This window comes from Streptomyces sp. NPDC020845 (genome assembly GCF_044334165.1).
Lineage (GTDB): Bacteria > Actinomycetota > Actinomycetes > Streptomycetales > Streptomycetaceae > Streptomyces.
In genome coordinates, this window is sequence record NZ_JBIRSJ010000002.1 from 1 (window position 1) to 25757 (window position 25757).

Sequence of the window (25757 nt, forward strand, 5' to 3'; positions counted from 1 at the left end):
TGGCGTTGACTTTTGGCACGCTGTTGAGTTCTCAAGGAACGGACGCTTCCTTCGAAACCGTTTCACCGGTTTCTCCGGGCGCTTCCCTTCGGTGTGTTCACTACTTTAGCTGATTTCCCGCCCGGCTCCTAATCGAGCCTTCGGGTCGAATTTCTGCACAGCAGAAATGGACCCTGTTCGGGAATCGTCGGTAGTGGTTTGCCGCCCTTGGATCGGGGTGCTGCGGCCCGACCGTGGTCGTGTCGACAGCGCTGCCCGTCTCAAGCGGCTCGGGCTACGTTAGGCGCCGGGGTGTCCAGAGTCAAGTTGCGTCTGACGGCGCGTCGGACTTCCGGCGTCGGGGGGTGTGTGCGCGGTACGGACTCACCGTCGGGTCGCTGTCGATCCAGAAGCGGTACGGGTGCGTTGCGCCCTCGCCGCCGACGCCCGTACGCGGGCCGCTGAGCACCTGCTCGGCCGGGGCAGGGGCGCCGGTGAGTATCGCCATGGGGGACTGCGGGCCGGCGCAGACGTCGATGCCGTTCAGTCGGCGGTCGATGCCGAGGGCCGTGGCGAGGCGCGCGGGTCCCTTGGCCAGTTCATGGTCGTTGCGGGCATTGGGACGGTGCTTATGGGCCCACTCGTGGCCGCTCAGGATCTCCCCCGCCCGCAGCAGCACCCCGCTGGGCGAGCCCGCCGGGCCGCACACCAGATTCATGCAGTGCCACATGCCGTAGGTGAAGTAGACATACGCATGACCTGGGGGCCCGAACATCACCGCGTTGCGCTCCGTGCGGCCCCGGTAGGCGTGTGATCCGGGGTCGGCGAGGCCCGCGTACGCCTCCACTTCCGTCAGGCGCAGCTCGACCGGTCCGTCCGGCGTCCGGCGGACGAGGGTGCGTCCCAGGAGATCCGGGGCCACTTCCAGGACGGGTCGGTCGAAGAACCGGCGGGTCAGCGGCGTACGGTCGGGGGTTGCGATCACACGGACCGAGCGTAGTGCAAGCGATATCAACGGGTGGTTGGAGTGGAGCCGGTCCGCTGACAGGGTGGGCCAACACGGAACCGCTCCCCGCCGTTCCGCGTTCCTAGGGTTCAACAGTGGTCGTCGTGCGATCAGAACGAGACGCAGGCGCGTCCTTGAGAGGGAGAACATGGGCTTCAAGAAGCTGCTCGCGAGTTTGGGTGCCGGTGGCGCTTCGGTGGAGACGGTGCTGACGGAGGAGAACGTCGTTCCGGGCGGCATCGTCCAGGGCGAGGTCCGGATCCAGGGCGGCTCGGTGGCGCAGGCGATCGAGGGGCTGTCGGTCGGTCTGCAGGCGCGGGTCGAGGTGGAGGGCAACGACCAGGAGTACAAGCAGGACGTCGAGTTCACCCGGCAGCAGCTGGGCGGCGCCTTCGAGGTGCAGCCCGGGGCGGTGCACGCGGTGCAGTTCGGTCTTGAGATCCCCTGGGAGACGCCCATCACCATGTTCCTGGGCCAGCACCTCACCGGGATGAACGTGGGTGTGACGACCGAGCTGCAGATCGCGCGCGCCGTGGACTCCGGTGACCTGGACCCGGTGAATGTGCACCCGATCCCCGCGCAGCAGGCCATTCTCGACGCCTTCGGCCAGCTCGGCTTCCGGTTCAAGAGCGCCGACCTGGAGCGCGGCCACATCCGCGGGACGCGGCAGCGGCTGCCCTTCTACCAGGAGATCGAGTTCCACGCGCCGCAGCAGTACCGCGGGCTCAACCAGGTCGAGCTGAGCTTTGTCTCGGACGACCGCGAGATGGACGTCGTCCTGGAGATGGACAAGAAGCCGGGCCTGTTCGCCGAGGGCGGCGACTCGTACCGGGCCTTCACGGTCAACCTCGGGTCCTACCAGGACACCGACTGGGCCGCGTACTTGAACCAGTGGCTCGCCGAGGTCGGCGGCAAGCGCAACTGGTTCTGACCGCCGCTGGGCCGGTCCTGGCCTGCTTCGGCTCTTCGCGGGGCGTGCACCGTGTTTCCTCGGTGCACGCCCCGCGTGCTGTCACTCGTACCGCACGGTCAGCGGAGTGCCGCGGTCGGCCCAGTGGCCGGTGGCCTCGGCGAACACCTCGGCCGCCGTGGCCGCGGCCTCGGGGGCGGCCGTTCGGAAGGCCTCCCAGCCGTGGACGCGCAGTACGAAGCCCTCCTCCGGCCGGCCCCACCAGGACAGGTCGCGCAGGCAGTCGGCGAGCGCGTCCCAGTTGCGGCCGAACCATGCGGGAAAGGCGAGGTCCTGGGCGCAGCGGTCGAGGAAGCCCGCCTTGTCCCGCACCCCGTCCAGGCGCAGGGTGGCGGTGTGCCGGCCGGGGCCGGGCGGGGGCGTGGGCGTCGGTCCGGTCATGGGGGCATGGTGTCAGCCCGCGCGGCTGCGGTCTCGTTAGGCTGGCCGCCGATACGACCAGCGCGAGCAGCAGGAGGTTTCGACGTGTCCGAGCAGAACCGGCGCCCGCTCCCCCACGACTTCCATCCGCCGGTGCCGTCGTTCACCGTGGTGAGCGATGACGTCGAGCCCGGGGGCACTCTCAAGTCCGCCCAGGTGTACGCCGAGGGGAACATCTCGCCTCAGCTGCGCTGGGAGGGCTTTCCCGCGGAGACGAAGAGCTTCGCCGTCACCTGCTACGACCCGGACGCGCCGACGGGCAGCGGGTTCTGGCACTGGGTGTTGTTCGACATCCCGGCGGATGTGACCGAGTTGCCGGCCGGTGCGGGCAGCGGTGGCTTCAAGGGGTTGCCTGAGGGCGTGGTGCACGCCCGGAACGACTACGGCTCGCGCGACTTCGGCGGAGCCGCGCCGCCGCCCGGGGACGGTTCGCACCGTTATGTGTTCACCGTCTACGCGGTGGACGCGGAGAAGCTTGGCCCGGACGCCGACGCCTCGCCCGCGGTCGTCGGCTTCAATCTGCGCTTCCACACGCTGGCGCGCGCCCAGCTGATCGGCGAGTACGAGAACCCGGCCACCGGCTGACACCACCGTCCCGCCCGCAGCCCCGACCCACCCGGTGTGCGGTGCGTACAGGCGCGTACAGGCCTTTTACCGGGCCTAAATTGCGTTGTCCTCGGCCTCGCTCCCGGCCAAAGATGTATCCCGGCCCGCCCGTCCGCGCGGGCCGGGATTGGCCGGATGCGGAGGTGGTCGGGATGCGCGAGACATTGGTTCTGAACGCGAGCTTCGAGCCGCTGTCGGCGGTGTCGCTGCGCCGTGCGGTGGTGCTGGTCCTGCAGAACAAGGCCGTCATCGAACACGCCCACCCCGGGCTGCGGGTGCGCGCCGCGGACGTCGATCTGCCCGTGCCCCTGGTGATCCGGCTGTGCCGGTACGTACGCGTGCCGTTCCGAAGACGCGCTCCGTGGTCGCGGCGCGGAGTGCTGGTCCGGGACCGACACCGGTGCGCCTACTGCGGTCGCAGGGCGACGACCGTGGACCACGTGGTGCCGCGGTCGCACGGTGGCGGGGACACCTGGCTCAATACGGTGGCCTCCTGCGCGGAGGACAACCACCGCAAGGCGGACCGGACTCCGGAGCAGGCCGGGATGCGGCTGCTGAACGCGCCGTTCGAGCCGACGCCCTCGGATGCGCTGCTGCTGGCGCTGGGGGTTGCGGAGCGCGAGGGCCTGCCGGAGTGGCTGGCGCTGCCCGCCTGAGCCCTGGACCCTGAACCGTCTGCGGCCGGACCCGACTTGCTCAGCCCCTGATACCTACGAACCCCCCGCGCCTTTCGCCGGCGCGGGGGGTTCGTACGTATCTGCTCGCGGTGTCAGTCGATCCTGGGCTGCTCCCGGCGCGGGGCGGCCTCCTTGCCGGTGGCGGCTGCCGAGCCGCCACCGTTGCCACCCGTCATCGGGCCGAAGTTGCCCATGGCCCCGCCGAGTCCCTTGAGGGCGTCGCCGATCTCGCTGGGCACGATCCAGAGCTTGTTGGCGTCGCCCTCGGCGATCTTCGGCAGCATCTGGAGGTACTGGTACGAGAGCAGCTTCTGGTCCGGGTCTCCGGCGTGGATGGACTCGAAGACCGTGCGGATCGCCTGGGCCTCGCCCTCGGCGCGCAACGCGGCCGCCCTGGACTCACCCTCGGCCCGCAGGATCGCGGACTGCTTCTCGCCCTCGGCGCGCAGGATCTCGGACTGCCGGACACCTTCGGCCTGGAGGATCGCGGCGCGCTTGTCACGGTCGGCGCGCATCTGCTTCTCCATCGAGTCCTGGATGGAGGTCGGCGGCTCGATCGCCTTCAGCTCGACGCGGTTGACGCGGATGCCCCACTTGCCGGTGGCCTCGTCGAGCACGCCGCGCAGCGCCGCGTTGATCTCCTCGCGGGAGGTCAGGGTGCGCTCCAGGTCCATGCCGCCGATGATGTTCCGCAGGGTGGTGACGGTCAGCTGCTCGATCGCCTGGATGTAGCTGGCGACCTCGTAGGTGGCGGCGCGGGCGTCGGTCACCTGGTAGTAGATGACGGTGTCGATGTTCACCACCAGGTTGTCCTGGGTGATCACCGGCTGCGGCGGGAACGGCACGACCTGCTCACGCAGGTCGACGCGGTTGCGGATCGAGTCGATGAACGGCACGACGATGTTGAGGCCCGCGTTGAGGGTGCGGGTGTAGCGGCCGAAGCGCTCGACGATGGCGGCGCTCGCCTGCGGGATGACCTGGATCGTCTTGATGAGTGCGACGAAGACGAGCACCACCAGGATGATCAGGACGATGATGATCGGTTCCACAGCGGCTTCCCCGTGCCCTTCATGCTTCTGGTTGATCGGGATGATCAGGTCTGGTCGTCGATCTCGATGGCGATGTCGATGATCTCGTTGGTCTCGATGATCTCGATAGCGATGTCGATCTCGAGTCGAGTCTGTCAGATCTGAGGGCCAGTTGGCAGCCGTGCGGCCTGGGGCTGGTATCCGGCTCGTATCCCCGTATGACGGCTCGGTGGTTCACATGACCTCGGTGGTTCACATGACCACAGCCGTGGCGCCGTCGATGTCCACGACATCGACCTGCTGGCCCGGTTCATAGGCCTGGTCGGGGTCGAGGGCGCGGGCCGACCACACCTCGCCCGCGAGTTTGATGCGTCCGCCGCCGCTCTCGTCCACCCGCTCGAGGACGACGGCCTGGCGGCCCTTCAGTGCCTCCACCCCGCTGGCCAGCCCGGGCCGCTGGGTGCGGCTGCGCACCGCCATCGGCCGGACGACGGCGACCAGCGCGACGGAGACCGCGGAGAAGACCACGACCTGGAACACGGCGCCGCCGCCGAGCGCGTCGGTGATCGCGGCGGCGACAGCGCCGACGGCGACCATGCCGAATTCCGGCATCGCGGTCAGCACGAGCGGAATGCCCAGCCCTACGGCGGCGATCAGCCACCACACCCAAGGATCCACAAGGTCATGGTAGTTCTCGGGGCGTGTCCGGGAACAGAGCGCGGATCACCCCCCGGGTGGCACCCGGGCCTCGGGGCAAGGGTGTCCGGGATGTCAGGGATGTCAGGGGTGTCAGGGGTGTCAGGGGTATTAGCTCAGCGGCAGGCCCTGGGCGGTCCAGCGGTCGCCGTTGCGCTCCACGACCAGCGGGAGTCCGAAGCAGTGGGAGAGGTTGCGGGAGGTCAGCTCGGTCTCGACCGGGCCGGCCGCCAGCACCTTGCCCTGGCGGATCATCAGGACGTGGGTGAAGCCGGGGGCGATCTCCTCCACATGGTGGGTCACCATGATCATCGAGGGGGCGAGCGGGTCGCGGGCGAGCCGGCCCAGGCGCCGTACGAGGTCCTCGCGGCCGCCGAGGTCCAGGCCGGCCGCGGGCTCGTCGAGGAGCAGCAGCTCGGGGTCGGTCATCATGGCCCGGGCGATGAGGGTGCGCTTGCGCTCGCCCTCGGAGAGGGTGCCGAACTTCCGCTCCAGGTGGTCGGTCATGCCCAGGCGGTCCAGGAAGGCACGGGCGCGCTGCTCGTCGACGGCTTCGTAGTCCTCGTGCCAGTGGGCGGTCATGCCGTACGCGGCGGTGAGCACGGTCTCGAGCACGGTCTGGCGGCGGGGGAGCTTGTCGGCCATGGCGATACCGGCCATGCCGATGCGGGGGCGCAGTTCGAAGACGTCGACCGCGCCGAGCTTGTCGCCGAGGATCCGGACGGTCCCGGTGCTCGGGAAGAGATAGCTGGAGGCCACGTTGAGCAGGGTGGTCTTGCCGGCGCCGTTGGGCCCGAGGATCACCCAGCGCTCTCCCTCTTTGATCGACCAGGAGACCTCGTCCACCAGAGCCCGACCATCGCGGACCACGGATACGTCCACCAGCTCCAGAACATCGCTCATGAGCGCGTTGTCTCCCATTGCAGAATCGAGTATCGCGTGCGCCTGTAGGCGCCGCCCCCAGGGGAAAACCTACGCCACGTATTGTCAGCGCCAGTCCTTAGGCTGGGGCCATGCTCGATGAACCGCGCTCAGGGCGCCTTGCAGCCTGGGGAAATGCCCTTCTTGCCGGACTTGTCTCTCCGGACGACGCCGCGCATCGCATCGCGGCCGACGACGCTTCGCACCGTGTGGCCGATATGCCCGGGGAGACCGCCCCGGTCGGGCTGACGCTCGCGCTCGGGCGGCTGCGGGCGCTCGGGGCCAAGGGGCTGCGGGTGGCGCTGCCCATAGCGGGCCATCCGCTGGGGCTGAGCGGCCCGCCCGAGTTCAACGCGCGGGCGCTGGACGCGGGCGAGGCGGTGATCGTGACGGGGGTGGCCCTGGGCCTGGTGCCTGAGGTGTTCCAGGCGGGGCCCGAGGGCGATGTGCACAGCGAGGTGGTGTGGCGCTCTCTGCCGGTGCGGGAGGCGCCGCCGGCCGATGTGCCGTCGCTGGGCGAGGCCGAGCGGGAGCTGGCGGAGGCGCTGCGGGAGGCCACCGAGGTGCTGTCGCGGCTGAATGTCGCCGGGGCGGGGCCGGCCGCGCAGGCGGCCCTGGAGGCGTATCGGGCGCGGGCGGGGCGGGGGCGCGAAGTGCTCGCCCCGGGCTATCCGCCGCGGGCGCTGCGGGTGTTGGAGCTGGCGCAGCGGGTGGGCGCGCTGATCGAGATCGCACACAGGGCGGGCGCGGGCGCCGGGGAGCACGGCGCGGCGGTGAGCGCGTCGGAGATCGCGGCGCGGGCGGAGGCGCTGCGGCCGGTGGAGCGTACGGCGCGGCGGGCGCAGGTGGCGGCGTACAACGCGTATGTGGAGGAGCTGGAGCGGGGCGGGTTCTGAGACCTGCCGGCACAAGGGCTTCCCGTCTCCCGGGGCCTCTCGTCACACCACCCCGGCGGCCGGGCCGCCGGGGTGGTGGGTGATGCGAGGGGGGATGCTCAGCGGTTGCCGCAGGGGGTGCCGAAGGTCTGGTTCAGCGCCCCGATGACACGGACGGCGTTGCCGCAGGCGTTGACCGGGACGAACACGGGCACCTGGGCCTCGTTTCCGGCGACGACACCCGGGGAGTTCACGGCCTGGCCCTGAGCCTGGGGGCCGTGGGCGGAGGCAGCACCGGCACCCGCGAGGGCGAGGCCGCCCACCGCGATGGTGACGGCCGCGAACTTCTTGATGTTCTTCACTTGGTAAGACCCTTCTAGCGCAACACTGCGGCAGGCCGCCGCAGCCGCCCTGGAAAACGGCGCGGGGCGGACCGGGTTGCGCTGTCCGGGTGACATACACCCGACCGTATGAATCTCGGCTCGACCGACGGCACTTCCGTATCACCAACAGATCGCCGCTTAGTGCGACAATCCAGGCAATTCACCTCACCTAGGCCCCGATCCCATGGCGTACGGCCCACAGCGCCGCCTGTGTCCGGTCGGCGAGGTCCAGCTTCATCAGAATGTTGGACACATGGGTCTTCACGGTCTTTTCGGACAGGACCAGCGCGCGGGCGATCTCCCGGTTGGACCGGCCGTCCGCGATCAGCGCCAGCACCTCGCGCTCCCGCTCGGTGAGCGAACCGCCCCGCCCCTGGCCGCCGCCCGTCTCCTCCTGTGAGAGCAGCGCCAGGGCCACCTCGGGCTGGAGCAGCACATGCCCGGCGTGTACGGACCTGATGGCGCCCGCGAGGGCGTCGGGGTCCACGTCCTTGTAGACATATCCCGCCGCGCCCGCGCGCAGGGCGGGGACGACGGTGCGCTGCTCGGTGAAGCTGGTGACGACCAGCACCCGGGCCGGGTTGTCGAGGCCGCGCAGCCGGCGCAGCGCCTCGACGCCGTCGGTGCCGGGCATCTTCACATCCATCAGGATGACGTCGGGCCGCAGCTCCTCGGCGCGGGCCACGCCCTCCTCGCCGTCGGCCGCCTCCCCCACCACCTCGATGTCGTCCTGCACTTCCAGGAACGTCCGGAGCCCGCGCCGCACCACCTGGTGGTCGTCCACGAGCAACACCCGGATCCCACGGGCCGGCTCAGCCACCGGGCACCTCCATTTCGATCACGGTGCCCTTTCCGGGCGCCGACTCCACGGTCAGACGGCCACCCACGCCGCTGGCCCGGTCGCGCATCGAGACCAGGCCGAGGTGTCGCCCCGCCCGGCGGACGGCCGAGGGGTCGAAGCCCGCGCCGTCGTCGGTGACGCGCAGCAGCGCGCCCTGGCCGTGGCGGGCCAGGGTGACCTCCACCCGGTCGGCGTTCGCGTGGCGCAGGGCGTTGTGCAGGCCTTCCTGGGCCACCCGCAGCAGGGCCTCCTCCTGGGCCGCCGGCAGCGCGCGGACGCCGCGGGCGGCGAAGGTGACGCGGGCGGTGTGGGCACGGTCGAGGACCCGTATCTGGGTGCGCAGGGTGGCGACGAGGCCGTCCTCGTCGAGGGCGGCCGGGCGCAGCTCGACAACGGCGGAGCGCAGCTCGTCGGCCGCCTCGGCGGCGAGGGCGGCTATCTGCTGCAGCTCGCCCTTGGCCCGGGCGGGGTCGCGGTCCACGAGCGCGGTGGCGGCCTGGGCGGTGAGCCGCAGGGAGAACAGCTTCTGGGAGACGGCGTCGTGCAGCTCATGGGCGAGCCGGGCGCGCTCTCCGGCGATGGTGAGCTCGCGGCTGCGCTCGTAGAGCCGGGCGTTGGTGAGGGCGATCGCGGCGTGCTGGGCGAGGATGGCCAGCAGTTCCTCGTCCTCGGAGGTGAATCCGCAGCTTCCGCTCGGCTTGGGGCAGCGTTTGTTGGCGAGGAAGAGCGCACCGAGCACTTCGTCGCCGTCGGCAATGGGAAGCCCGATAAAGTCGGACATTTCGGGGTGTGCGTCGGGCCAGCCCTCAAAACGCGGATCGAGGCGGACATCGGCCAGCCGCTGCGGGGTGGCGTCGTGCAGCATCGCGGCCAGGATTCCGTGCTGGCGGGGCAGCGGGCCGATGGCCTTCCACTGCTCCTCACTGACCCCATCTACTACGAACTGGGCGAAGCCCCCATGGTCATCCGGAACCCCCAGCGCCGCATACTCCGCATCAAGCACCTCACGGGCGGACACAACGATCGTCTTTAGGACATCGCGGACTTCCAGGTGTCTGCTCATGGCGAGAAGCGCACCACTCACATTGGCCAGGCCCGCCCCGGCCCCGGCCCCGCGTCCCTTTGTCATGACGGACACCGTACCGGCGGGCGCGACTCGGGCATATCGGCCGGTCGGCGGCACTCCTCGGGACCTAAGTCCTAGTCCCGAGGAGGGAGGAATTCGCTTTGCAGCGGCGCGTCGCGATGATCCGGAATGGCGACCACAGTATGTATTTGCTCAGGCACATCACGCGATACGGAAGTCTCGACGTTGTGACCCCTGACACAGGACCTGAATCACGTACGACCACGGTTAGTGGACGTTTTAAAGCAGTCGTGAGCGGGGAATACGGCCGCTCGCGCAGGCGGGAGCGGACCAGGTGTCCACTAAGCAGGGTCGTATGTCACACCTTTGCCACAACATTTTGCGGGCGCTAAGAATTTCCCAGTCGCACGGCGCCGTAGATCAGAACACGGTGCTCCCAAGCGCCGATTTGGCCTGCGACTCGAGCGATTGGAAGAGGTTAAGTCCGCCATGCCCGTCCCCCGCATTCCCGGTTACAGCCGCTTGACCAAGACGCACAAGTTCTCCGCCGCAGGCATCGCCGCCGCGGGCGCCGCCGCCCTCGCCTTCGCAGTCGTCCCGGGCCAGTCCGAAGGCCACACGACCGCCACCAAGGAACTGCCCGCCAAGCCCGTCGCTTGGAGCAAACAGGTCGTCGACCACGAGGCCCAGCACGAGAGCCTTGTCCACCAGTCCGAGCTCGCCACGCAGCAGGCGAAGGAGGAGGCCGCGAAGAAGAAGGCGGCCGAGGAGGCGGCGAAGCAGAAGGCCGCCGAGGAGGCCGCCAAGAAGCGGGCCGCCGAGGAAGCCGCGAAGAAGAAGGCCGCCGAGGAGGCCGCCGCCAAGAAGGCGGCCGAGGAGAAGGCCGCCAAGGAGAAGGCGGACAAGGAGCGGGCCGCCAAGGAGGCCGCGAGCCGGGCCGCGGCGCGTAAGCCGGTCTACGCGAACAACCTGGACGGCTGGATCAAGGAATCGCTCGCCATCATGAAGGAGAAGGGCATCCCGGGCAGCTACAACGGGATCTACCGGAACCTCATGCGGGAGTCGAGCGGTAACCCGCGCGCCATCAACCTGTGGGACATCAACGCGCAGAACGGCATTCCCTCCAAGGGCCTGCTCCAGGTCATAGACCCGACCTTCAAGGCCTACCACGTCGAGGGCACTTCCTGGGACATCTACGACCCGGTCGCCAACATCACCGCCGCGTGCAACTACGCGTGGCACCGGTACGGCTCGATGGACAACGTCAACGGCCCCTACTAAGCCGTTAAGCCGTACATCGCCTGACGCCGAAGGGCGGCGGCACCCCCCGCACAGGGAGGGTGCCGCCGCCCTTCGGTGTTGCGGCGCAAAGAGTCCCGTTACTTGCGCATGACCTCCGGCTCATGGCGCCGCAGCAGCCGGGCGACCACGAAGGCGCAGATGACGCCGAGCGCGACCAGCACCAGGATGTCGATGCCCCACTGCGATGTGGCGTGCTCCCACAGCGGGTCGGTGTCATTGGGCTTCTTGCGGTCCCAGGGCGCCATCGTGTGGCCGGGGCCGGGGCCGAGGTCCAGGGTCGCTCCGGCCGCGCCGACCGCCCAGCGGGACGGCATCAGATAGGCGAACTGCTCGATGCCCGGCGATCCGTAGATCTTGAACAGGATGCCGGTGAAGACGACCTGGACGATGGCGAACATGACCAGCAGCGGCATGGTCTTCTCGGCGGTCTTCACCAGCGAGGAGATCACCAGGCCGACCATCATCGAGGTGAAGCCGATCGCGATGATCGAGATGCACAGCTCGGCGGCCGGGGGCATGATCACGCCCTCCTCCGGCAGCTCGCGGGTCGAGAAGCCGATGGCGCAGATGATCACGGCCTGGAAGGCGGTGATCACGCCGAGCACGATCACCTTCGACATCAGATAGGCCGAGCGGGACAGGCCGACCGCCCGTTCCCGTTCGTAGATCACCCGCTCCTTGATCAGTTCTCGTACGGAGTTGGCCGCGCCGGAGAAGCACATGCCGACCACGAGGATCAGTGTGATCGTGCCCGCGTCCTGGTTGAACTGGCCCTTGGGCGCCTTGGTGAGGCCGAAGTCCGACGGGATGACGATGCTCACCGCGCCGAGGACGGCGGGCAGGATCACCATCAGACCCATGAAGCCCTTGTCCGAGGCGATCACCGAGACATAGCGGCGCATCAGGGTCCACAGCTGGGAGCCCCAGCTCTGCGGCTTCTGCATCCGCGCCGGGGGCGGCTGGACGTGTACGGACTGCGGCGCGACGGCGTCGAGGTCCGCGGCGTACATCTGGTAGTGCTGCGAACCGCGCCAGCGGCCCGCCCAGTCGTAGTCGCGGTAGTTCTCGAAGGCGGAGAAGACATCCGCCCAGGTCTCGTACCCGAAGAAGTTGAGCGCCTCCTCCGGCGGGCCGAAGTAGGCGACCGAGCCACCCGGGGCCATGACCAGCAGCTTGTCGCAGATCGCCAGCTCGGCCACCGAGTGGGTGACCACCAGCACGGTGCGGCCGTCGTCGGCCAGGCCGCGCAGCAGCTGCATCACATCGCGGTCCATGCCCGGGTCGAGGCCGGAGGTCGGCTCGTCCAGGAAGATCAGCGACGGCTTGGTGAGCAGTTCCAGCGCGACGGAGACGCGCTTGCGCTGGCCGCCGGAGAGGGAGGTGACCTTCTTGTCGGCGTGTATGTCCAGCTTGAGCTCGCGCAGCACCTCGCCGATCCGGGCCTCGCGCTCGGCCTCGGCGGTGTCGCCCGGGAACCGGAGCTTGGCGGCGTAGCGCAGCGCCTTCCGGACGGACAGCTCCTTGTGGAGGATGTCGTCCTGCGGGACCAGGCCGATGCGCTGGCGCAGCTCGGCGAACTGCTTGTAGAGGTTCCGGTTGTCGTAGAGGACATCGCCCTGGTTGGCCGGGCGGTAGCCGGTCAGCGCCTTGAGCAGCGTGGACTTACCGGAGCCCGAGGGGCCGATGACCGCGACGAGGGACTTCTCGGGGACGCCGAAGGAGACGTCCTTGAGGATCTGCTTGCCGCCGTCGACCGTCACCGTCAGATGGCGGGCCGAGAAGGACACCGCACCGGTGTCGACGAACTCCTCGAGGCGGTCGCCGACGAGCCGGAAGGTGGAGTGGCCGACGCCGACGATGTCGCTCGGGCCGATGATCTGCTGGCGGACCGGCTGGCCGTTGACGTACGTGCCGTTGTGGCTGCCGAGGTCCCGGATCTCGAACCGGCCGTCGGGCAGCGCGCGGAACTCCGCGTGGTGGCGGGAGACCTGCAGGTCGGAGACGACCAGCTCGTTCTCAAGCGCACGACCGATACGCATCACCCGGCCGACGGCCAGCTGGTGGAAGGTGGTCGGGCTGCGGTCGCCGCCGTGGGCCTGCGGTGCCCCGGCGCCGGGGCCGGCACCGGGAACCTTCTGCGCCGGGTTCTGCTGCGGGGCGTGCGCCTGTGGGGCCTGCTGCTGCGGGACCTGGTGTTGCGGGACCTGGTGTTGCGGAGCCTGCTGCTGCGGAGCCGGCTGCTGTGGCACGAAGGGCTGCTGCTGGGGCATCTGCTGCGGCCCGCCCTGCGGCTGTGGCCAGCCCTGGGGGTGGGGGGGCTGCGGCTGCTGTCCGGCCTGGGGCCAGGCGGGGGCGCCGGGCTGCTGATACGGGGGCTGCTGGTGCGGGGCCTGCGGCGCACCCATCGCCGACGGTGCGCTGTAGGCGCCCGCGGCGACCCCGGGTGCTCCGGCTGCGCCCGCTCCGGCCGCTCCGCCCGCGGAGAGGATCAGCCGGGGGCCGTCCGTCGCGTTGCCAAGATGGACGGTCGAACCTGGGCCGATCTCCATCTGCTGGACGCGCTGGCCCTGCACATAAGTGCCGTTGGTGCTGCCGTGGTCCTCGATGACCCAACTGCGCCCACCCCAGCGCACGGTGGCGTGGCGCCAGGACACTCTGGCGTCGTCCAGCACCATGTCGCCCTGCGGATCGCGTCCAAGGCTGTATGACCTGGATGGATCAAGTGTCCAGGTCTGTCCGTTCAATTCCAGTACGAGTTCCGGCACTCCACGCCCCACTACTTGTCCCCCGATGGACCCCCTGTACGGGGAGTCTAGGGATGGCGAACATCGTGAGGAACTATTTCAGGCTCAGTCGCTCAACCGGAAGTCGGGCATTGACAACACCGCGCGCAGGCGGCGTTGACTCGCCCGAAAGGCCCCCGGAAAGTGGTAAGCGCCCATGGATGGGGCAGATCATGGACCATCCGGGCAACTCCTACCGATCGGGGGGACCGGCGCCATGAGCGCGAGCGGCAGCGGACGGGTGCGCCCGGGAGAGGTGTTGCTCTCGACGGTGGCGGCCGTGAGCTGGGCCTTCCTGGCCATGGCGGGCGTTGCCGCGCTCGGGCTGCATCTGGTCGGCGCGGACAGCGCGGGCGCGCTCGGCCCCATGACGGCGGCCGCGATGGTGCTCGCGGTCGGCGGCTCGGTCACCCCGTCGGGGGATGTGAAGGCGTTCGGGCTGACCGGTGCCCAGGCCCATTCGGCCGTCGATATCGCGCCACTGGGCATCAGTCTGGTGGGCGCGCTGCTGCTGGGCCGGCTGTTCGTACGGTCGCTGCGCGGGGCGGGGGCGGTGATCGACGGGGCCGAACTGGCCACCCGGGCAGGCGCGGTGGTCCTGCTCTTCCTGCTGGTGCTCGCCGGGCTCACATGGGTCGGCAACGATACCGTCACAATCGACGCCTCGACGCTCGGCGTGGCGGGCAAATCGAAGCAGGAGCAGGGCGGGCTGCTCGAAAAACTCCCCGGCGAGCTCGGCGATATCGCGGACATCGGCAGCGGGCTGCTGCCGGACCGGATCCAGCGGCTCATCGACGCCAAGGCGGCGGTCGGGTTCACCGTCGAGGCGGGGCGTTCCGTGCTGGGCGGCGCGGTCTGGGTCGTCGTGGTGCTGCTCATCGCGCTGCTCGTGGCCCGCCGCGCACCGGTGCCGCACGGCCTGGAGGCGGCGCACCGCACCGTCCGGCCGGCCGCCTCCGCGCTGTGCGGGGTGCTGGTGCTGGCGGTCGGGGCGGGGCTCGCGGCGGCGCTGTACGCGGCGATCGGCGACGACCACCCCCGTCTGGTCCTCGGGGCTGCGCTGCTCGGCGCGCCGAACGGGGTGTGGCTCGGGGTGCCGCTGGGGCTGTTCGTGCCCTGGCACGGCGGGGCGAGCGGGGCGCTGGTGCGGGTGCTGCCCGATCCGCTCGACGATCTGCTGGTCAACGAGCACAACGAGCCGATCACGGTCGCGCGCCTCGCGGAGTTGGACGGCCGGGTGTGGCTGCTGACGGTCGGCTGTGTGCTGATGATCCTGGCCGCCGGGGTGCTGACCGCGGTCCGTACGCCCATCGGCCGGTCCGGGCGGTCCGGGCAGGCGAGGCGGTCCGGGCAGGCGGGGCAGGCGGGGCGGGCGGGCTTTGTGGGGCAGTGCGCGCTGCGACTGGGCATCGTCACGGCGGTCGCGCTGCCGCTGCTGTGCCGGCTGACCGAGGTGTCGGCCGGGGCGAGCCTGTCCGTACTGGGCTTCGACGCCTTCGGCGCCGGGATCGAGCTGCACGGCGGCGGGGCGGTGGCATGGGCGCTGGGCGCCGGGTGGGGCGCGGCGGCGGGCGCCGCCGGGGCGCTGGCGGCGTGGGCGACCGGGGCCGCGGGCGGTCGGGCGTCCCGCTTCGCGTTCGACTCAACCCCGCACGGCGACTCAACGCCGCATGACGGCCCGGCTACGACGAAATGAACGTTTTGCACCGCACAGCCGTCCGTAGCGCGGACTGCCGCGCGATCGCCCCGAGTGGCCGGATACGGTGGGAAGACCATGAGCACATCGCAGATTCCCCCTGCCACCGCCGTCCCCGACGACGATGTCCCGACCCTCCTCGTCAAGATCTTCGGCAAGGACCGCCCCGGCATCACCGCCGGCCTCTGCGACACCCTCGCCGCCTACGGCGTGAACATAGTCGACATAGAGCAGGTGGTCACCCGAGGCCGCATCGTGCTGTGCGTGCTGGTGAGCTCCCCCACGGGCGGCTGGACCAAGGAAGGCGATCTGCGGGCGACCGTCCACGGCTGGGCCGAGTCGATGCGGATGCAGGCCGAGATCATCTCCGGCCGGGGCGACAACCGCCCCCGTGGCACGGGCCGGTCCCATGTCACCGTGCTGGGCCATCCGCTGTCCGCCGAGTCGACGGCGCGCATCGCGGCCAGCATCACCGGCAGCGGTGGCAACATCGACCGGATCTTCCGGCTCGCGAAGTATCCGGTGACGGCCGTGGAGTTCGAGGTGTCCGGCGCCGAGACGGGCGCGTTGCGCACCGCTCTGGTCACCGAGGCCGCCGGGATCGGCGTGGACGTGGCCGTGGTGGCGTCGGGTCTCCAGCGCCGGGCGCAGCGCCTGGTGGTCATGGACGTGGACTCCACGCTCATCCAGGACGAGGTGATCGAGCTCTTCGCGGCGCACGCGGGGTGCGAGGCGGAGGTCGCCGAGGTCACGGCCCGCGCGATGCGCGGCGAGCTGGACTTCGAGCAGTCGCTGCACGCGCGGGTCGCGCTGCTGGCGGGGATCGACGAGTCCGTGGTGGAGAAGGTGCGCGCCGAGGTGCGGCTCACGCCCGGCGCCCGGACGCTGATCCGCACCCTCAAGCGGCTCGGCTACCAGGTGGGCGTGGTCTCCGGCGGCTTTACGCAGGTGACCGACGACCTCAAGGAGCGGCTGGGGCTCGACTTCGCCTCCGCCAACACCCTGGAGGTGGTGGACGGCAAGCTCACCGGGCGCGTGGTCGGAGATGTCGTGGACCGCGCGGGCAAGGCGCGGCTGCTGCGGCGCTTCGCGGCCGAGGCCGGGGTGCCGCTGATGCAGACCGTCGCGATCGGGGACGGGGCCAACGACCTGGACATGCTCAACGCGGCCGGGCTCGGTGTCGCCTTCAACGCCAAGCCGGTGGTGCGGGAGGCCGCGCACACCGCGGTGAATGTGCCGTTCCTGGACACCGTGCTGTATCTGCTCGGGATCACCCGCGAAGAGGTGGAGGCGGCGGACACCGCGGCGGACACCGCCGAGGGCTGAGACGGCGAGACGGCTGAGACGGCTGAGACGGCTGAGCGAAGGCGTCACCGTATGAGTGCGGGCCCGGACGGCGAGGCCGTCCGGGCCCGACGGGTCATGATCACTCGTGGGGCGCCCAGAAGTCGCTGAGGCGACCGACGCCGTGCTCCACCGACTTCCACGAGCCGCTGAAGGTCACCACCGCGAGGGCGGAGGTCGGAAATCCGCTCCGGGCCATACGCTCCCGCGTGCCCTCCTCGGCCTCGCCCGCGAGCGCGTCCGCCAGGGCGTGCATCCCAGGGTTGTGGCCGACCACCAGCAGCTCGCTCACATCGTCGGGCGTCTCGTTGAGCAGGGCGAGCAGCTCACCGAGCGAGGCCTCGTACAGCCGCTCCTCGTAGACGGTCTTCGGCCGCTGCGGCAGCTCGTGCACCACGAGCTTCCAGGTCTCCCGGGTGCGGACGGCCGTCGAGCAGAGGGTGAGCTCGGGGGTGATCCCGGCCTCGACGAGCCGGCGTCCGGCGAGCGGGGCGTCTTGGCGGCCGCGCTCCGCGAGCGGCCGTTCGTGGTCGGATACCTGGGGCCAGTCGGCCTTGGCGTGTCGGAGAAGGACGATCCTGCGAGGCACATCGACGCTCATGTGTCCCAGCTTCGCATGAAAACGGGTGCCCGGCGCAGGGTGTTGGAGCGGACCTCGTCCTCAGATGAGTAAGGACGGGGGGCCTCAGGTGAGGGAAGCCGGAGCGAATGGCCACCACGGTGGCGAGGTGTCACGGCTGATGCGTGAGGGCGCCCCGTACCAGCCCGAAGACCTGCGAGAGCGTCCCGGAGTCGTTGGCGGCGTGCGCATCGGGGGAGCCCACGAGCAGCAGCAGGGCGGCGAAGGCCAGAGCCGGGAGCGCCAGAGCCCACCACGGCAGCCGACTGTCCGGACGGCGCCCGGCAGGGTCGGCGGGCCGGGGGTGGGTATGCGCGGACATGGGGATCGCCTCCGGGGCGCGAGGGGTGGGTGACGAGCGGCCGACGACGGGCGCCGCGCCTCCAGCCCCCGCCTTCGCTTTCCGACACCTCGAATCTACGGACCGCCGGGGGCCGGTCCCATCCGGTGAACCACCCAGTTACCCCTGACCCTGGCCCCCTAAGGGATGGTGGGGACAGCCCCACTCTCAGGGCGCGTACGCCTCGGGGTCTCAGGGTGAGGCGATGGTCGCGACCACGCCGATGATCACGGTGATGCCCAGCATCACACCCAGGATGATGAGCAGCTTCTTCTGGCCGTTCGGCGGGTTTTCATCGAGCACTGGCATGGCCCCAGTGTCCCACCGCCCCGCCGCCGCCCCGGCACCGCCCCGCTGGTTCGCGAAGGTCGGCCGAGCTCGCTCAGATCTCGTCTCAGATCTCGTCCTCGACGGCGCGGTCGCGCCCCGCCAGCAGACCGGCGGCGATCTGCGGCAGCATCAGCCCGGCCATCAGCGCGATGGGCAGGTCCCAGCCGCCGGTGTGCTGGTAGAGCGCGCCGACCAGCAGCGGCCCGGGTATGGACAGCAGATAGCCGGTGCTCTGGGCGAAGGCGGACAGCCGCACCACGCCGGCCGGGGTCCTGGCCCGCATGCCGATCATGGTCAGGGCGAGCGGGAAGGAGCAGTTCGAGATGCCGAGCAGCACCGCCCACACCCAGGCGCCCCCGGCCGGGGCGAGCCACAGCCCGATGTACGCGCTGAGCCCGAATGCCCCCAGGATCGCCACCAGCGGGCCCTGGGTGCGCAGCCTGGCCGCCACGGACGGCAGGACGAAGGCCAGCGGTACGCCCATCACCATGGTGACCGCGAGCAGCAGCCCGGAAGTGGAGGCGGAGACCCCGGCGTCGCGGAAGACCTGGGACATCCAGCCCATGGTGATGTAGGCGCCGGTGGCCTGGAGGCCGAAGAAGACGGCAAGGGCCCAGGCGGTGGGGCTCCTGGTGATCCTGGTACGGGCAGGAGCAGCGGCGGAGTCGGGGGCGGAGGCCGAAGCGGGAGCCGTGGCCGCGGCCTGGCCCGTACGGTCGCGGGCGAGCGCCAGCCAGGGCAGCACGGCGACGCCCGCGAGCACCGCCCACGCCCCGAGCCCGCCCCGCCAGCCGCCGCCCAGTGCGTCGGTCATGGGGACCGTGACGGCGGCCGCGACGGCCGAGCCCAGCGACAAGGCCATCGAGTACGCACCGGTCATGGGCCCCACCCGGTCGGGGAACCAGCGCTTGACGATCACCGGCATGAGGACGTTGCCCACGGCGATCCCGGCGAACGCGAGGGCGCTGGCGGCGAGGAAACCGGCGGTCCCGCCCATCAGGGGGCGTACGGCCAGGCCCACGGTGATGGCGACGAGCCCCACGCAGACGACGGCGCCCGGCCCCCAGCGGCGGGCCAGCCGGGGCGCGGCGATGCCGAAGAGGGCGAAACAGGCCGCGGGCATCGAGGTGAGCAGCCCGGCGACGGTGCCGCTCATGCCCAGGTCGGCCCGCGCCTCTTCGAGGAGCGGGCCGAGGCTGGTGACGGTGGGGCGGAGGTTGACCGCGGCGAGGACCAGGCCGAGGACGACAAGGCGGCGCCGCCACCGGGGAGCTGCGGGCTCCGGAGCGCTTCGCTGCCGTATCGGGGCGGCGGTGTCGGGAGTCGCGAGATCCTGGTCAGCCATGGACATCATCATAGAATGATGGGATGAATGGCTGTCCAGTAGTTTGCAGCCGCCCGGTGACGGCCGGACGGCATCATGGAGGCACCCGCATCCCCGCCCCAGGCACAGGAGAGTCATGCCGCTGACCTCGCCCCGGCGCTCCGCGCTCGCCGACCAGGTGATCGCCCAGCTGCGCGCCCAGATCACCTCAGGCGAGTGGCCGGTGGGATCCCGGATCCCCACCGAGCCCGAGCTGGTCGAGCAGCTGGGGGTGGCCCGTAACACCGTGCGCGAGGCGGTGCGCGCGCTCGCGCACAACGGCCTGCTGGACATCCGCCAGGGTTCGGGCACGTATGTGCTGGCGACCAGCGAGCTGGCCGGGGTGATGCACCGCCGCTTCGCGGACGCCGACCCGCTGCACGTCGCCGAGTTGCGCAGCGCTCTGGAGACGAAGGCGGCCTGGCTGGCCGCGGAGCGCCGTACCGAGCAGGACCTCAAGCAGATCGACGCGCTACTGGACCGGCGCGAGCGGGCCTGGGCCTCCGGGGACACCGAGACCTTCGTCGAGGCGGACGCGACGCTGCACATGGCCGTGGTCGCGGCCTCGCACAATGACGTACTGGAGGAGCTGTACGCCGATCTGGGCGGGGTGGTGCGGCAGTTTCTGCACGGGGACGTCAAGGGCGGACTGCGGCCCGAGACGTATGTGGACCATGCGCGGCTGGTGGAGGCGATCCGGGCGCGGAACGGGGAGCGGGCGGCGGCGGAGGCGAGCACACACCCCTTCAGCTGCCGGTACGCGAACCGTTCGGGCGGCACAGGAACGGCCAACTGACCGTAACGGCCGGCTGACCGCTCAGCGGTGGCTCACCCAGGCCTTCCGTATCTCCTTCCAGCAGCGGTCCGCGAGCCGTACGTGCTGGGCCGGGCCGACCTCGACGGAGCGCCCGTCCATATCCGGGTCCCACCAGCGCGCGCACTCGACGTGCAGCTGGACCCGGTCCACGTCCGGGTTCGGGTTGAAGCAGCTGGCCGTGGCGTGCGAGCCGCGCACCCAGGTGCTGCAGGCCGCCTCGCGCGGCCGGGGGCGCTCCTGGGCGGCCGAGTTCGAGGCGTTCGACGCGACGGCGATAAAGCCGACCACGGCCGCCACCAGTACTGCGGCCGCGACGCAACGGGACGTACGCATGGCAGGACCTCCTCGACCGTGCTGAACCGCCGCGCCTCAAGCCGCCGCACCCGATACTCACTCCACAGTGCGGGTGACACCGCGCGGTGCGCTCGGCGCACTGGTCCGAACGGGCGAACGGCCGCCGCCCCGGCCCCCGCGGAGCGCGGGAACCGGGGCGGCGGGGGCCGGGGCGGCGGGGGCCGGGGCGGCGGGCCCAAGAAGGCGACGCGTGCGTACGGACGGGCTCAGGCGCCCATCATGTGCACCCCGCCGTCGACGTGCACGATCTCACCCGTGGTGCGCGGGAACCAGTCCGACAGCAGGGCGACGACACCACGGCCGGCCGGCTCCGGGTCGCTCAGGTCCCAGCCGATGGGCGCGCGGTTGTCCCACACGGTCGCCAGCTCCTCGAAGCCCGGGATGGACTTCGCGGCCATGGACTTGATGGGGCCCGCGGAGACCAGGTTGCAGCGGATGTTCTTCGCGCCCAGGTCCCGGGCGAGGTAGCGGTTGGTGGACTCCAGCGCCGCCTTGGCCACACCCATCCAGTCGTACTTCGGCCAGGCGAACTGGGCGTCGAAGGTCAGGCCGACGATCGAGCCGCCCCGCGGCATGACCGGCAGGCAGGCCATGGTCAGCGCCTTGAGCGAGTACGCCGAGACATGCACGGCGGTGGACACGTCCTCCCAGGAGCCCTCCAGGAAGTTGAACGCGCCCTGCGGGCCGAAGGCGATGGAGTGCACCACGCCGTCCAGGTCGACACCCTCGCCAAGGTGCTCGCGCACCTTGTCGGCCAGGCCGTCCAGGTCCTCCTGGTTCTGCACATCCAGCTCGATGACCGGCGCGGGCTTGGGCAGCCGCTTGGCGATCCGCTCGACGAGGGAGACCCGGCCGAAGCCGGTGAGGATGACCTCGGCGCCCTCGTCCTGGGCGAGCTTGGCGGCGTGGAAGGCGATGGACGCCTCGGTGAGGACGCCCGTGACCAGGATGCGCTTACCGGCGAGAATTCCACTCATGACGTTCAGTGACCCATGCCCAATCCGCCGTCGACAGGGATGACGGCTCCAGTGATGTACGCGGCCTCCTCAGAGGCCAGGAAGCGAACCGAGGCGGCGATCTCCTCGGGCTGCGCGTAGCGCGCGAGCGGCACCTGCTTGACGTATGCCTCCCGCTGCTTCTCGTCGAGCGCGCGGGTCATGTCGGTGTCGACGAAGCCGGGCGCGACCACGTTGACTGTGATGTTGCGCGAGCCGAGCTCACGCGCGAGGGAGCGGGCGAAGCCCACCAGACCGGCCTTGGAAGCGGCGTAGTTCACCTGGCCCGCGGAGCCCATCAGGCCGACCACGGACGAGATCAGGACGATACGGCCCTTGCGGGCGCGCAGCATTCCGCGGTTGGCGCGCTTGACGACACGGAACGCACCGGTGAGGTTCGTGTCGAGGACGGTGGAGAAGTCCTCCTCCGTCATCCGCATCAGCAGCTGGTCGCGGGTAATGCCGGCATTCGCCACCAGCACCTCGACCGGGCCGTGCTTCTCCTCGATCTCCTTGTACGCCTGCTCGACCTGCTCGGGCTCGGTGATGTCGCACTTGACCGCGAGAAAGCCGGCCGGCGGCTCCCCGGACCGGTACGTGATGGCGACCTTGTCGCCTGCGTCGGCGAAGGCACGGGCCACGGCGAGGCCGATACCGCGGTTTCCTCCGGTGACGAGAACCGAGCGGCTCAAGGGACCACCCTCTCTGTTGGATGTCGTACCGGGCGTCACTATGTGTGGCGACCCTTGTGTACGCAAACTATCGGGCAAAGGCCCGGTGCGGGGAATCGAGCACGCACAGGGGCGCCACTCGGTCACTGTCGACTTCCTACAGAAGCCTCCGGAAGCCACACGACGGGCCGCTTCTGCGTTCGCCTGTCATTCCACGGCGTACTCGCACCACACCGTCTTGCCGATGGTGCGATCCGTCACCCCCCATTTGGACGCGAGCGCGTCCACGAGCACCAGCCCGCGTCCGTGCTCCTCCTGGTACGCCAGTGCCTCGGCGACGTAATCACGGAGCTCAGGGCGCCGCTCGCCCCGGGCGTCGGACACTTCGATACGGGCGGTGACCGGAGTCCGACGCACTCCGGGCGCGGGCGGGGGCTGGACGGTGAGGCGGAGGTGGAAGTTCCGGCCGGGCACATGTCCGTGGCTCACGGCGTTCGCCGTGAGCTCACCCGCGAGCAGGGCGATGCCGTACGAGGCGTCGCTGTCCCGCGGAATGCCCCATTCCGCCAACCGGCGGACCACGAGCCGCCGGGCGAGCCGTGCGCCGTGCCGGGAGGAAGTGAAGAACATCTCGAACGTGCCGAGCGTATTACCAGGGGGGTTTTCGCCATTCACGTCACCGAGCGTGGCGAAGCGTGCATAGCCTGACCAGACAGCCCGCAAGTACCCAGGGTCGCTGTACGGGCACGGAACGTGTGCGTACGGGAGTGGTGCCGTGACGCGGGTGGGGAGGCATGACGTTCTTGCGCATGGGAGGTGGCGGGACATGACAGATGCGGAGTGGCCGGGCCAGGGCGAATACTGGGCGGACTTCCTCAAGTGCCTCGGCAGGCAGGTGAAGCTCTTCCGCGAACGGGCGGGACTCACACAGGCGCAGCTGGGCGAGGCGATCGGGTACAGCGAGGAGCAGGTGTCCTCGGTGGAGCAGGGGCGGCGGGTCCCGCAGCCGGAGTTCCTGGACGCGGCGGACGACGTACTGAACGCGTTCGGGGTGCTGCGGGCGGCGAAAGAGGAGGTGGCCAAGGCGCGGCTTCCGGCGTTCTTTCGCGGGGCGGCGAGGCTGGAGGCGCAGGCGACGGAGTTCCATGCGTACGACAGCCAGGTCATCAACGGCTTGTTGCAGACAGAGGACTACGCCCGCGCCATCTACCGCATGCGTCGCCCGGCGCTGGACGAGGAGATCATCGAGCAACGAGTAGCAGCGCGGCTCGCCCGGCAGGAGCTCCTTTCGCATCGCCCTTCGCCCGTCATGAGCTTCGTCGTGGAGGAGACTGCGCTGCGTCGCCCGCTCGGCGGAGAGGAAGTCCTCCGAGGCGAGCTGGGGCACCTACTGTCCATCGGCCAGATGCGGAATGTCGAGCTCCAGGTGATGCCGACCAACCGGAAAGATCATGCCGGTCTTGGCGGCCCGTTCGCGCTCCTCGAACCCAAGGGGCGACAGCTTGTGGCCTACTCAGAAGTGCAAGGACGGGGCACGCTGGTAACCGATCGCAAAGCGGTCCGAGAGCTTGAGCAGCGATACGGGATCATCCGCGCCCAAGCCCTCACGCCACAGGACTCGTTGGACTTCATCGACAAGCTGCGGGGAGAAACGTGAACAACAAGCAGGCTGACAGCGACGCACCTGAACTCTCATGGTTCAAGAGCAGCTACAGCGACAATGAGGGCGGCATGTGCGTCGAGGTGGCCACGGGCCCGACCGCCATCCGCGTACGGGACTCGAAGCATGCGCAGGGACCCCAGCTCGCCTTCCACATAACCGAGTGGGGCGCGTTCATCGGCGGCCTCCGCGCCGGGGAGTTCGACGCGTAAAGACCGACAGCGCGTCAGCGCAGCTCGCCTTCCAGCAGGCCCATCGTGAACATGTCGTACCACCGGCCATCGCGCCGGAACTCCTGACGCAGCCTGCCTTCGTCAACGAAGCCGATCTTCTGGTAGACGCGATGAGCTGCAAGGTTCTCGGTGACGACGGTCAGCATGATCTTGTGCAGCCGCATCTTGTCGAAGCCGTAGCGGCATATCGTCCGCATCGCGTCGGTGCCGTAGCCGCGCCCCCAGTACTCCTTCTCACCGATGTATATGTCGAGCTCGGCCCTGCCCGTCTCCGGCTCGGCATCGCGCAGTCGGACCAAGCCGATGAGCTTTGCGTCAGTAAGGACTTCGACTCCGTAGAGCACCTCGCCGTAGGCATTGCGCGGCCGTTCCTCCAACCGCTTCCTCACCTGGGACAGCGGCTGGGCGTAGCCATCGCTCATCCAGCGCATGACGTCGGGGTCGTGGTTCCACCGCCACAGCGCCTCGGCGTCCGACGGCTCCATCGGCCGTAGCCGGACCAGGTCTCCAAGCACCATGCCCGGGCCCGCCTTTCAAAGTCTTCGTGCCCTCCGTACGCGAACCCGCCAGTGGTAACACGGGCTCGCTCCGCGCTCAATCCATTACTCGGCGTACGGAGCCACGCCATCCCCCCAACCACGAAGCCCCCGGCGACCGCCAGTTCACCGGCACGATCCTCCACCGCGCCGACCGCACCACCACCTACGAACACGACGCCCAAGCCCGCCTCGTCCGCCGCACCACCAAACAACGCCTGGCGAAGGACGGCATAGTCGCCGACCGGATCCACTTCACCTGGGACGGGAAAAGGAGTGTCATGACGCTTGCAGCCACGCCTGGCACAACCTGTGAGCCACCTGGACTCGGGGACCTTCGGCCCTGAACGTCCTATCCGCTTCCGGCAGGATGGTGGCCATGGACCTGAACCTTCAAGGCCAGTCGGTAATCCGTGTCTGCTTCGACACTGCGCTCACGGTTCTCACCAGTGAGGATTGCGAGCTACGGGTGGAGACGGCCGCAGTCGTCAAGAGACCTGACGAGGGTGCTGTACCGTTCGATCCGGAATCCCCGGGTACAGCTGCGGTCCAGCTGATGCAGCTAATTCATGATGCGATCATCCTAGCCGAGGTAGGAAGCATCGGGAATCTGGCGATCGCATTCGAGAGTGGCGCGGAATTGAGTGTTGCTCCGCATGCCGAGTATGAAGCTTGGGGTCTCGTCGAGCCGAACGGGAGGCGAGTGGTGTGCATGCCCGGGGGCGAAGTTGCACTGTGGGGTGAACAGTAACCGTGAAGCAACTCCTGGCCGAGGACGGCACAGCCGCCGAGCGGACCAATACGGGTGCTGCCCACGTTCTTCCCGGTCGGGAAGTGAGATGTCCGACGTGAGACAGTGGAAATTTCGATACGAAGACGGGGAATGGCTGGCTTCCGCGGTTCCCTCTGCGGACTATAACCTTACGGCCGCCATTGAAGCTCTGGTTGTACCGTTCGGCGAGAGTTGGCATGCCGTCGAGAGTTATCTCGAGTCCTGGGGCAGGATGGAGCGCGAGAATGGTTTCGACTATTCTCTCTCGACGCCGGGAGCCGTTGCGCGCAGAGTCTCGAAAGAAACTGTTGAGATTTGCGATCAATACGATCAGTTCGAGGACACACGCATCCCGGAAGCAGAGTTCATCAGCCTACTGAGGGAATTGTCCACGGCCATTCGGAAAGGCGCGTAGCCAAGCCTGCCACCCGCCCGGACGTCCGGACGGACGGA

Annotated in this window: 30 protein-coding genes; 12 read left to right on the top strand and 18 right to left on the bottom strand. The window is 69.7% G+C overall.

Annotation, left to right across the window (positions count from 1 at the left end; genetic code table 11):
* Positions 1 to 301: 301 nt before the first annotated feature.
* Entirely contained in the window at positions 302 to 964 is a 663-nt protein-coding gene (locus tag ACH4U7_RS03930) for a DNA-3-methyladenine glycosylase (protein WP_398526460.1), read from the bottom strand.
* Positions 965 to 1133: 169 nt separating this feature from the next.
* On the opposite strand from ACH4U7_RS03930, the gene ACH4U7_RS03935 reads away from it, so the two are divergent.
* The gene (locus tag ACH4U7_RS03935; protein ID WP_398526461.1) at positions 1134 to 1916 is read left to right on the top strand and encodes a sporulation protein; all 783 of its coding nucleotides are present in this window, start codon (positions 1134 to 1136) and stop codon (positions 1914 to 1916) included.
* 81 nt (positions 1917 to 1997) lie between these two features.
* Here ACH4U7_RS03935 and ACH4U7_RS03940 read toward each other — a convergent pair whose 3' ends face one another.
* Positions 1998 to 2336 (bottom strand): barstar family protein, encoded by a 339-nt coding sequence (locus ACH4U7_RS03940; RefSeq protein WP_398526462.1) that lies wholly within the window; start codon positions 2334 to 2336, stop codon positions 1998 to 2000.
* An 84-nt stretch (positions 2337 to 2420) separates the two neighbouring features.
* On the opposite strand from ACH4U7_RS03940, the gene ACH4U7_RS03945 reads away from it, so the two are divergent.
* Together ACH4U7_RS03945 and ACH4U7_RS03950 are read left to right on the top strand one after the other, a co-directional pair.
* Positions 2421 to 2960 (top strand): YbhB/YbcL family Raf kinase inhibitor-like protein, encoded by a 540-nt coding sequence (locus ACH4U7_RS03945; RefSeq protein WP_398526463.1) that lies wholly within the window; start codon positions 2421 to 2423, stop codon positions 2958 to 2960.
* Positions 2961 to 3133: 173 nt separating this feature from the next.
* Positions 3134 to 3637 (top strand): HNH endonuclease, encoded by a 504-nt coding sequence (locus ACH4U7_RS03950; protein ID WP_014180769.1) that lies wholly within the window; start codon positions 3134 to 3136, stop codon positions 3635 to 3637.
* A gap of 113 nt (positions 3638 to 3750) precedes the next feature.
* On the opposite strand, the gene ACH4U7_RS03955 is transcribed toward ACH4U7_RS03950, so the two are convergent.
* The 3 genes from ACH4U7_RS03955 to ACH4U7_RS03965 all read right to left on the bottom strand — a co-directional run bounded on the left by ACH4U7_RS03955 (position 3751) and on the right by ACH4U7_RS03965 (position 6285).
* A complete protein-coding gene (locus ACH4U7_RS03955) occupies positions 3751 to 4707 on the bottom strand; it encodes an SPFH domain-containing protein (protein WP_089511194.1) in 957 nt (318 codons plus the stop codon).
* 231 nt (positions 4708 to 4938) lie between these two features.
* The gene (locus tag ACH4U7_RS03960; RefSeq protein ID WP_385631784.1) at positions 4939 to 5364 is read right to left on the bottom strand and encodes an NfeD family protein; all 426 of its coding nucleotides are present in this window, start codon (positions 5362 to 5364) and stop codon (positions 4939 to 4941) included.
* 129 nt (positions 5365 to 5493) lie between these two features.
* Positions 5494 to 6285, bottom strand: a complete 792-nt coding sequence (locus tag ACH4U7_RS03965) for an ABC transporter ATP-binding protein (protein ID WP_398526464.1) — start codon at positions 6283 to 6285, stop codon at positions 5494 to 5496.
* A gap of 110 nt (positions 6286 to 6395) precedes the next feature.
* Here ACH4U7_RS03965 and ACH4U7_RS03970 point away from each other — a divergent pair, with 110 nt between their 5' ends.
* A complete protein-coding gene (locus tag ACH4U7_RS03970; RefSeq protein WP_398526465.1) occupies positions 6396 to 7199 on the top strand; it encodes a hypothetical protein in 804 nt (267 codons plus the stop codon).
* Positions 7200 to 7297: 98 nt separating this feature from the next.
* Here the strand turns inward: ACH4U7_RS03970 and ACH4U7_RS03975 are convergent, their stop codons facing one another.
* The 3 genes from ACH4U7_RS03975 to ACH4U7_RS03985 all read right to left on the bottom strand — a co-directional run bounded on the left by ACH4U7_RS03975 (position 7298) and on the right by ACH4U7_RS03985 (position 9531).
* The gene (locus tag ACH4U7_RS03975) at positions 7298 to 7540 is read right to left on the bottom strand and encodes a chaplin (protein WP_398526466.1); all 243 of its coding nucleotides are present in this window, start codon (positions 7538 to 7540) and stop codon (positions 7298 to 7300) included.
* Between the two features lie 190 nt (positions 7541 to 7730).
* Complete coding sequence (locus tag ACH4U7_RS03980) at positions 7731 to 8381, bottom strand: response regulator (protein ID WP_398526467.1); 651 nt, start codon at positions 8379 to 8381, stop codon at positions 7731 to 7733.
* A complete protein-coding gene (locus ACH4U7_RS03985; RefSeq protein ID WP_398526468.1) occupies positions 8374 to 9531 on the bottom strand; it encodes a GAF domain-containing sensor histidine kinase in 1158 nt (385 codons plus the stop codon). The genes ACH4U7_RS03980 and ACH4U7_RS03985 overlap by 8 nt, the downstream gene beginning before the upstream one ends.
* Positions 9532 to 9978: 447 nt before the next feature.
* Between ACH4U7_RS03985 and ACH4U7_RS03990 the strand changes: the two genes are divergently transcribed.
* Positions 9979 to 10770 carry a transglycosylase SLT domain-containing protein gene (locus ACH4U7_RS03990; RefSeq protein ID WP_398526469.1) on the top strand — a complete coding sequence of 264 codons (792 nt, stop codon included), beginning with the start codon at positions 9979 to 9981 and terminating at the stop codon, positions 10768 to 10770.
* A 98-nt stretch (positions 10771 to 10868) separates the two neighbouring features.
* Here ACH4U7_RS03990 and ACH4U7_RS03995 read toward each other — a convergent pair whose 3' ends face one another.
* Complete coding sequence (locus tag ACH4U7_RS03995; protein ID WP_398526470.1) at positions 10869 to 13568, bottom strand: FHA domain-containing protein; 2700 nt, start codon at positions 13566 to 13568, stop codon at positions 10869 to 10871.
* Positions 13569 to 13791: 223 nt separating this feature from the next.
* Between ACH4U7_RS03995 and ACH4U7_RS04000 the strand changes: the two genes are divergently transcribed.
* Both ACH4U7_RS04000 and serB read left to right on the top strand, forming a co-directional pair.
* Positions 13792 to 15270, top strand: coding sequence for a streptophobe family protein (locus tag ACH4U7_RS04000; protein WP_398526471.1), 1479 nt, complete (start codon positions 13792 to 13794; stop codon positions 15268 to 15270).
* Between the two features lie 78 nt (positions 15271 to 15348).
* Positions 15349 to 16596, top strand: a complete 1248-nt coding sequence (serB, locus tag ACH4U7_RS04005) for a phosphoserine phosphatase SerB (protein WP_398526472.1) — start codon at positions 15349 to 15351, stop codon at positions 16594 to 16596.
* A gap of 100 nt (positions 16597 to 16696) precedes the next feature.
* Here serB and ACH4U7_RS04010 read toward each other — a convergent pair whose 3' ends face one another.
* The 4 genes from ACH4U7_RS04010 to ACH4U7_RS04025 all read right to left on the bottom strand — a co-directional run bounded on the left by ACH4U7_RS04010 (position 16697) and on the right by ACH4U7_RS04025 (position 19248).
* Entirely contained in the window at positions 16697 to 17215 is a 519-nt protein-coding gene (locus ACH4U7_RS04010) for a SixA phosphatase family protein (protein WP_385615532.1), read from the bottom strand.
* 130 nt (positions 17216 to 17345) lie between these two features.
* A complete protein-coding gene (locus tag ACH4U7_RS04015) occupies positions 17346 to 17555 on the bottom strand; it encodes a hypothetical protein (protein ID WP_398526473.1) in 210 nt (69 codons plus the stop codon).
* A gap of 210 nt (positions 17556 to 17765) precedes the next feature.
* Positions 17766 to 17882 (bottom strand): SGM_5486 family transporter-associated protein, encoded by a 117-nt coding sequence (locus ACH4U7_RS04020; RefSeq protein WP_014180754.1) that lies wholly within the window; start codon positions 17880 to 17882, stop codon positions 17766 to 17768.
* 85 nt (positions 17883 to 17967) lie between these two features.
* The gene (locus tag ACH4U7_RS04025; RefSeq protein ID WP_398526474.1) at positions 17968 to 19248 is read right to left on the bottom strand and encodes a CynX/NimT family MFS transporter; all 1281 of its coding nucleotides are present in this window, start codon (positions 19246 to 19248) and stop codon (positions 17968 to 17970) included.
* 115 nt (positions 19249 to 19363) lie between these two features.
* On the opposite strand from ACH4U7_RS04025, the gene ACH4U7_RS04030 reads away from it, so the two are divergent.
* Positions 19364 to 20062: a FadR/GntR family transcriptional regulator gene (locus tag ACH4U7_RS04030; protein WP_398526475.1), complete on the top strand. Its 699-nt coding sequence runs from the start codon at positions 19364 to 19366 to the stop codon at positions 20060 to 20062.
* A 21-nt stretch (positions 20063 to 20083) separates the two neighbouring features.
* Here the strand turns inward: ACH4U7_RS04030 and ACH4U7_RS04035 are convergent, their stop codons facing one another.
* The 4 genes from ACH4U7_RS04035 to ACH4U7_RS04050 all read right to left on the bottom strand — a co-directional run bounded on the left by ACH4U7_RS04035 (position 20084) and on the right by ACH4U7_RS04050 (position 22778).
* Positions 20084 to 20416 carry a hypothetical protein gene (locus ACH4U7_RS04035; protein WP_014180751.1) on the bottom strand — a complete coding sequence of 111 codons (333 nt, stop codon included), beginning with the start codon at positions 20414 to 20416 and terminating at the stop codon, positions 20084 to 20086.
* Between the two features lie 227 nt (positions 20417 to 20643).
* On the bottom strand, positions 20644 to 21414 hold the full coding sequence (fabI, locus tag ACH4U7_RS04040; RefSeq protein ID WP_089511209.1) for an enoyl-ACP reductase FabI: 771 nt from the start codon (positions 21412 to 21414) through the stop codon (positions 20644 to 20646).
* A 5-nt stretch (positions 21415 to 21419) separates the two neighbouring features.
* Positions 21420 to 22124: a 3-oxoacyl-[acyl-carrier-protein] reductase gene (fabG, locus tag ACH4U7_RS04045; protein ID WP_358633723.1), complete on the bottom strand. Its 705-nt coding sequence runs from the start codon at positions 22122 to 22124 to the stop codon at positions 21420 to 21422.
* 186 nt (positions 22125 to 22310) lie between these two features.
* Positions 22311 to 22778: an ATP-binding protein gene (locus tag ACH4U7_RS04050; protein ID WP_398526476.1), complete on the bottom strand. Its 468-nt coding sequence runs from the start codon at positions 22776 to 22778 to the stop codon at positions 22311 to 22313.
* Positions 22779 to 22929: 151 nt separating this feature from the next.
* On the opposite strand from ACH4U7_RS04050, the gene ACH4U7_RS04055 reads away from it, so the two are divergent.
* Together ACH4U7_RS04055 and ACH4U7_RS04060 are read left to right on the top strand one after the other, a co-directional pair.
* Positions 22930 to 23760, top strand: a complete 831-nt coding sequence (locus ACH4U7_RS04055) for a helix-turn-helix domain-containing protein (RefSeq protein WP_398526477.1) — start codon at positions 22930 to 22932, stop codon at positions 23758 to 23760.
* Positions 23757 to 23975, top strand: coding sequence for a DUF397 domain-containing protein (locus tag ACH4U7_RS04060; RefSeq protein WP_398526478.1), 219 nt, complete (start codon positions 23757 to 23759; stop codon positions 23973 to 23975). The genes ACH4U7_RS04055 and ACH4U7_RS04060 overlap by 4 nt, the downstream gene beginning before the upstream one ends.
* Before the next feature lie 14 nt (positions 23976 to 23989).
* Here the strand turns inward: ACH4U7_RS04060 and ACH4U7_RS04065 are convergent, their stop codons facing one another.
* A complete protein-coding gene (locus ACH4U7_RS04065; protein WP_398526479.1) occupies positions 23990 to 24514 on the bottom strand; it encodes a GNAT family N-acetyltransferase in 525 nt (174 codons plus the stop codon).
* Between the two features lie 397 nt (positions 24515 to 24911).
* On the opposite strand from ACH4U7_RS04065, the gene ACH4U7_RS04070 reads away from it, so the two are divergent.
* Positions 24912 to 25283 (top strand): DUF6188 family protein, encoded by a 372-nt coding sequence (locus ACH4U7_RS04070; protein ID WP_398526480.1) that lies wholly within the window; start codon positions 24912 to 24914, stop codon positions 25281 to 25283.
* An 88-nt stretch (positions 25284 to 25371) separates the two neighbouring features.
* Positions 25372 to 25719 (top strand): hypothetical protein, encoded by a 348-nt coding sequence (locus ACH4U7_RS04075; protein WP_398526481.1) that lies wholly within the window; start codon positions 25372 to 25374, stop codon positions 25717 to 25719.
* Positions 25720 to 25757 lie beyond the last annotated feature (38 nt).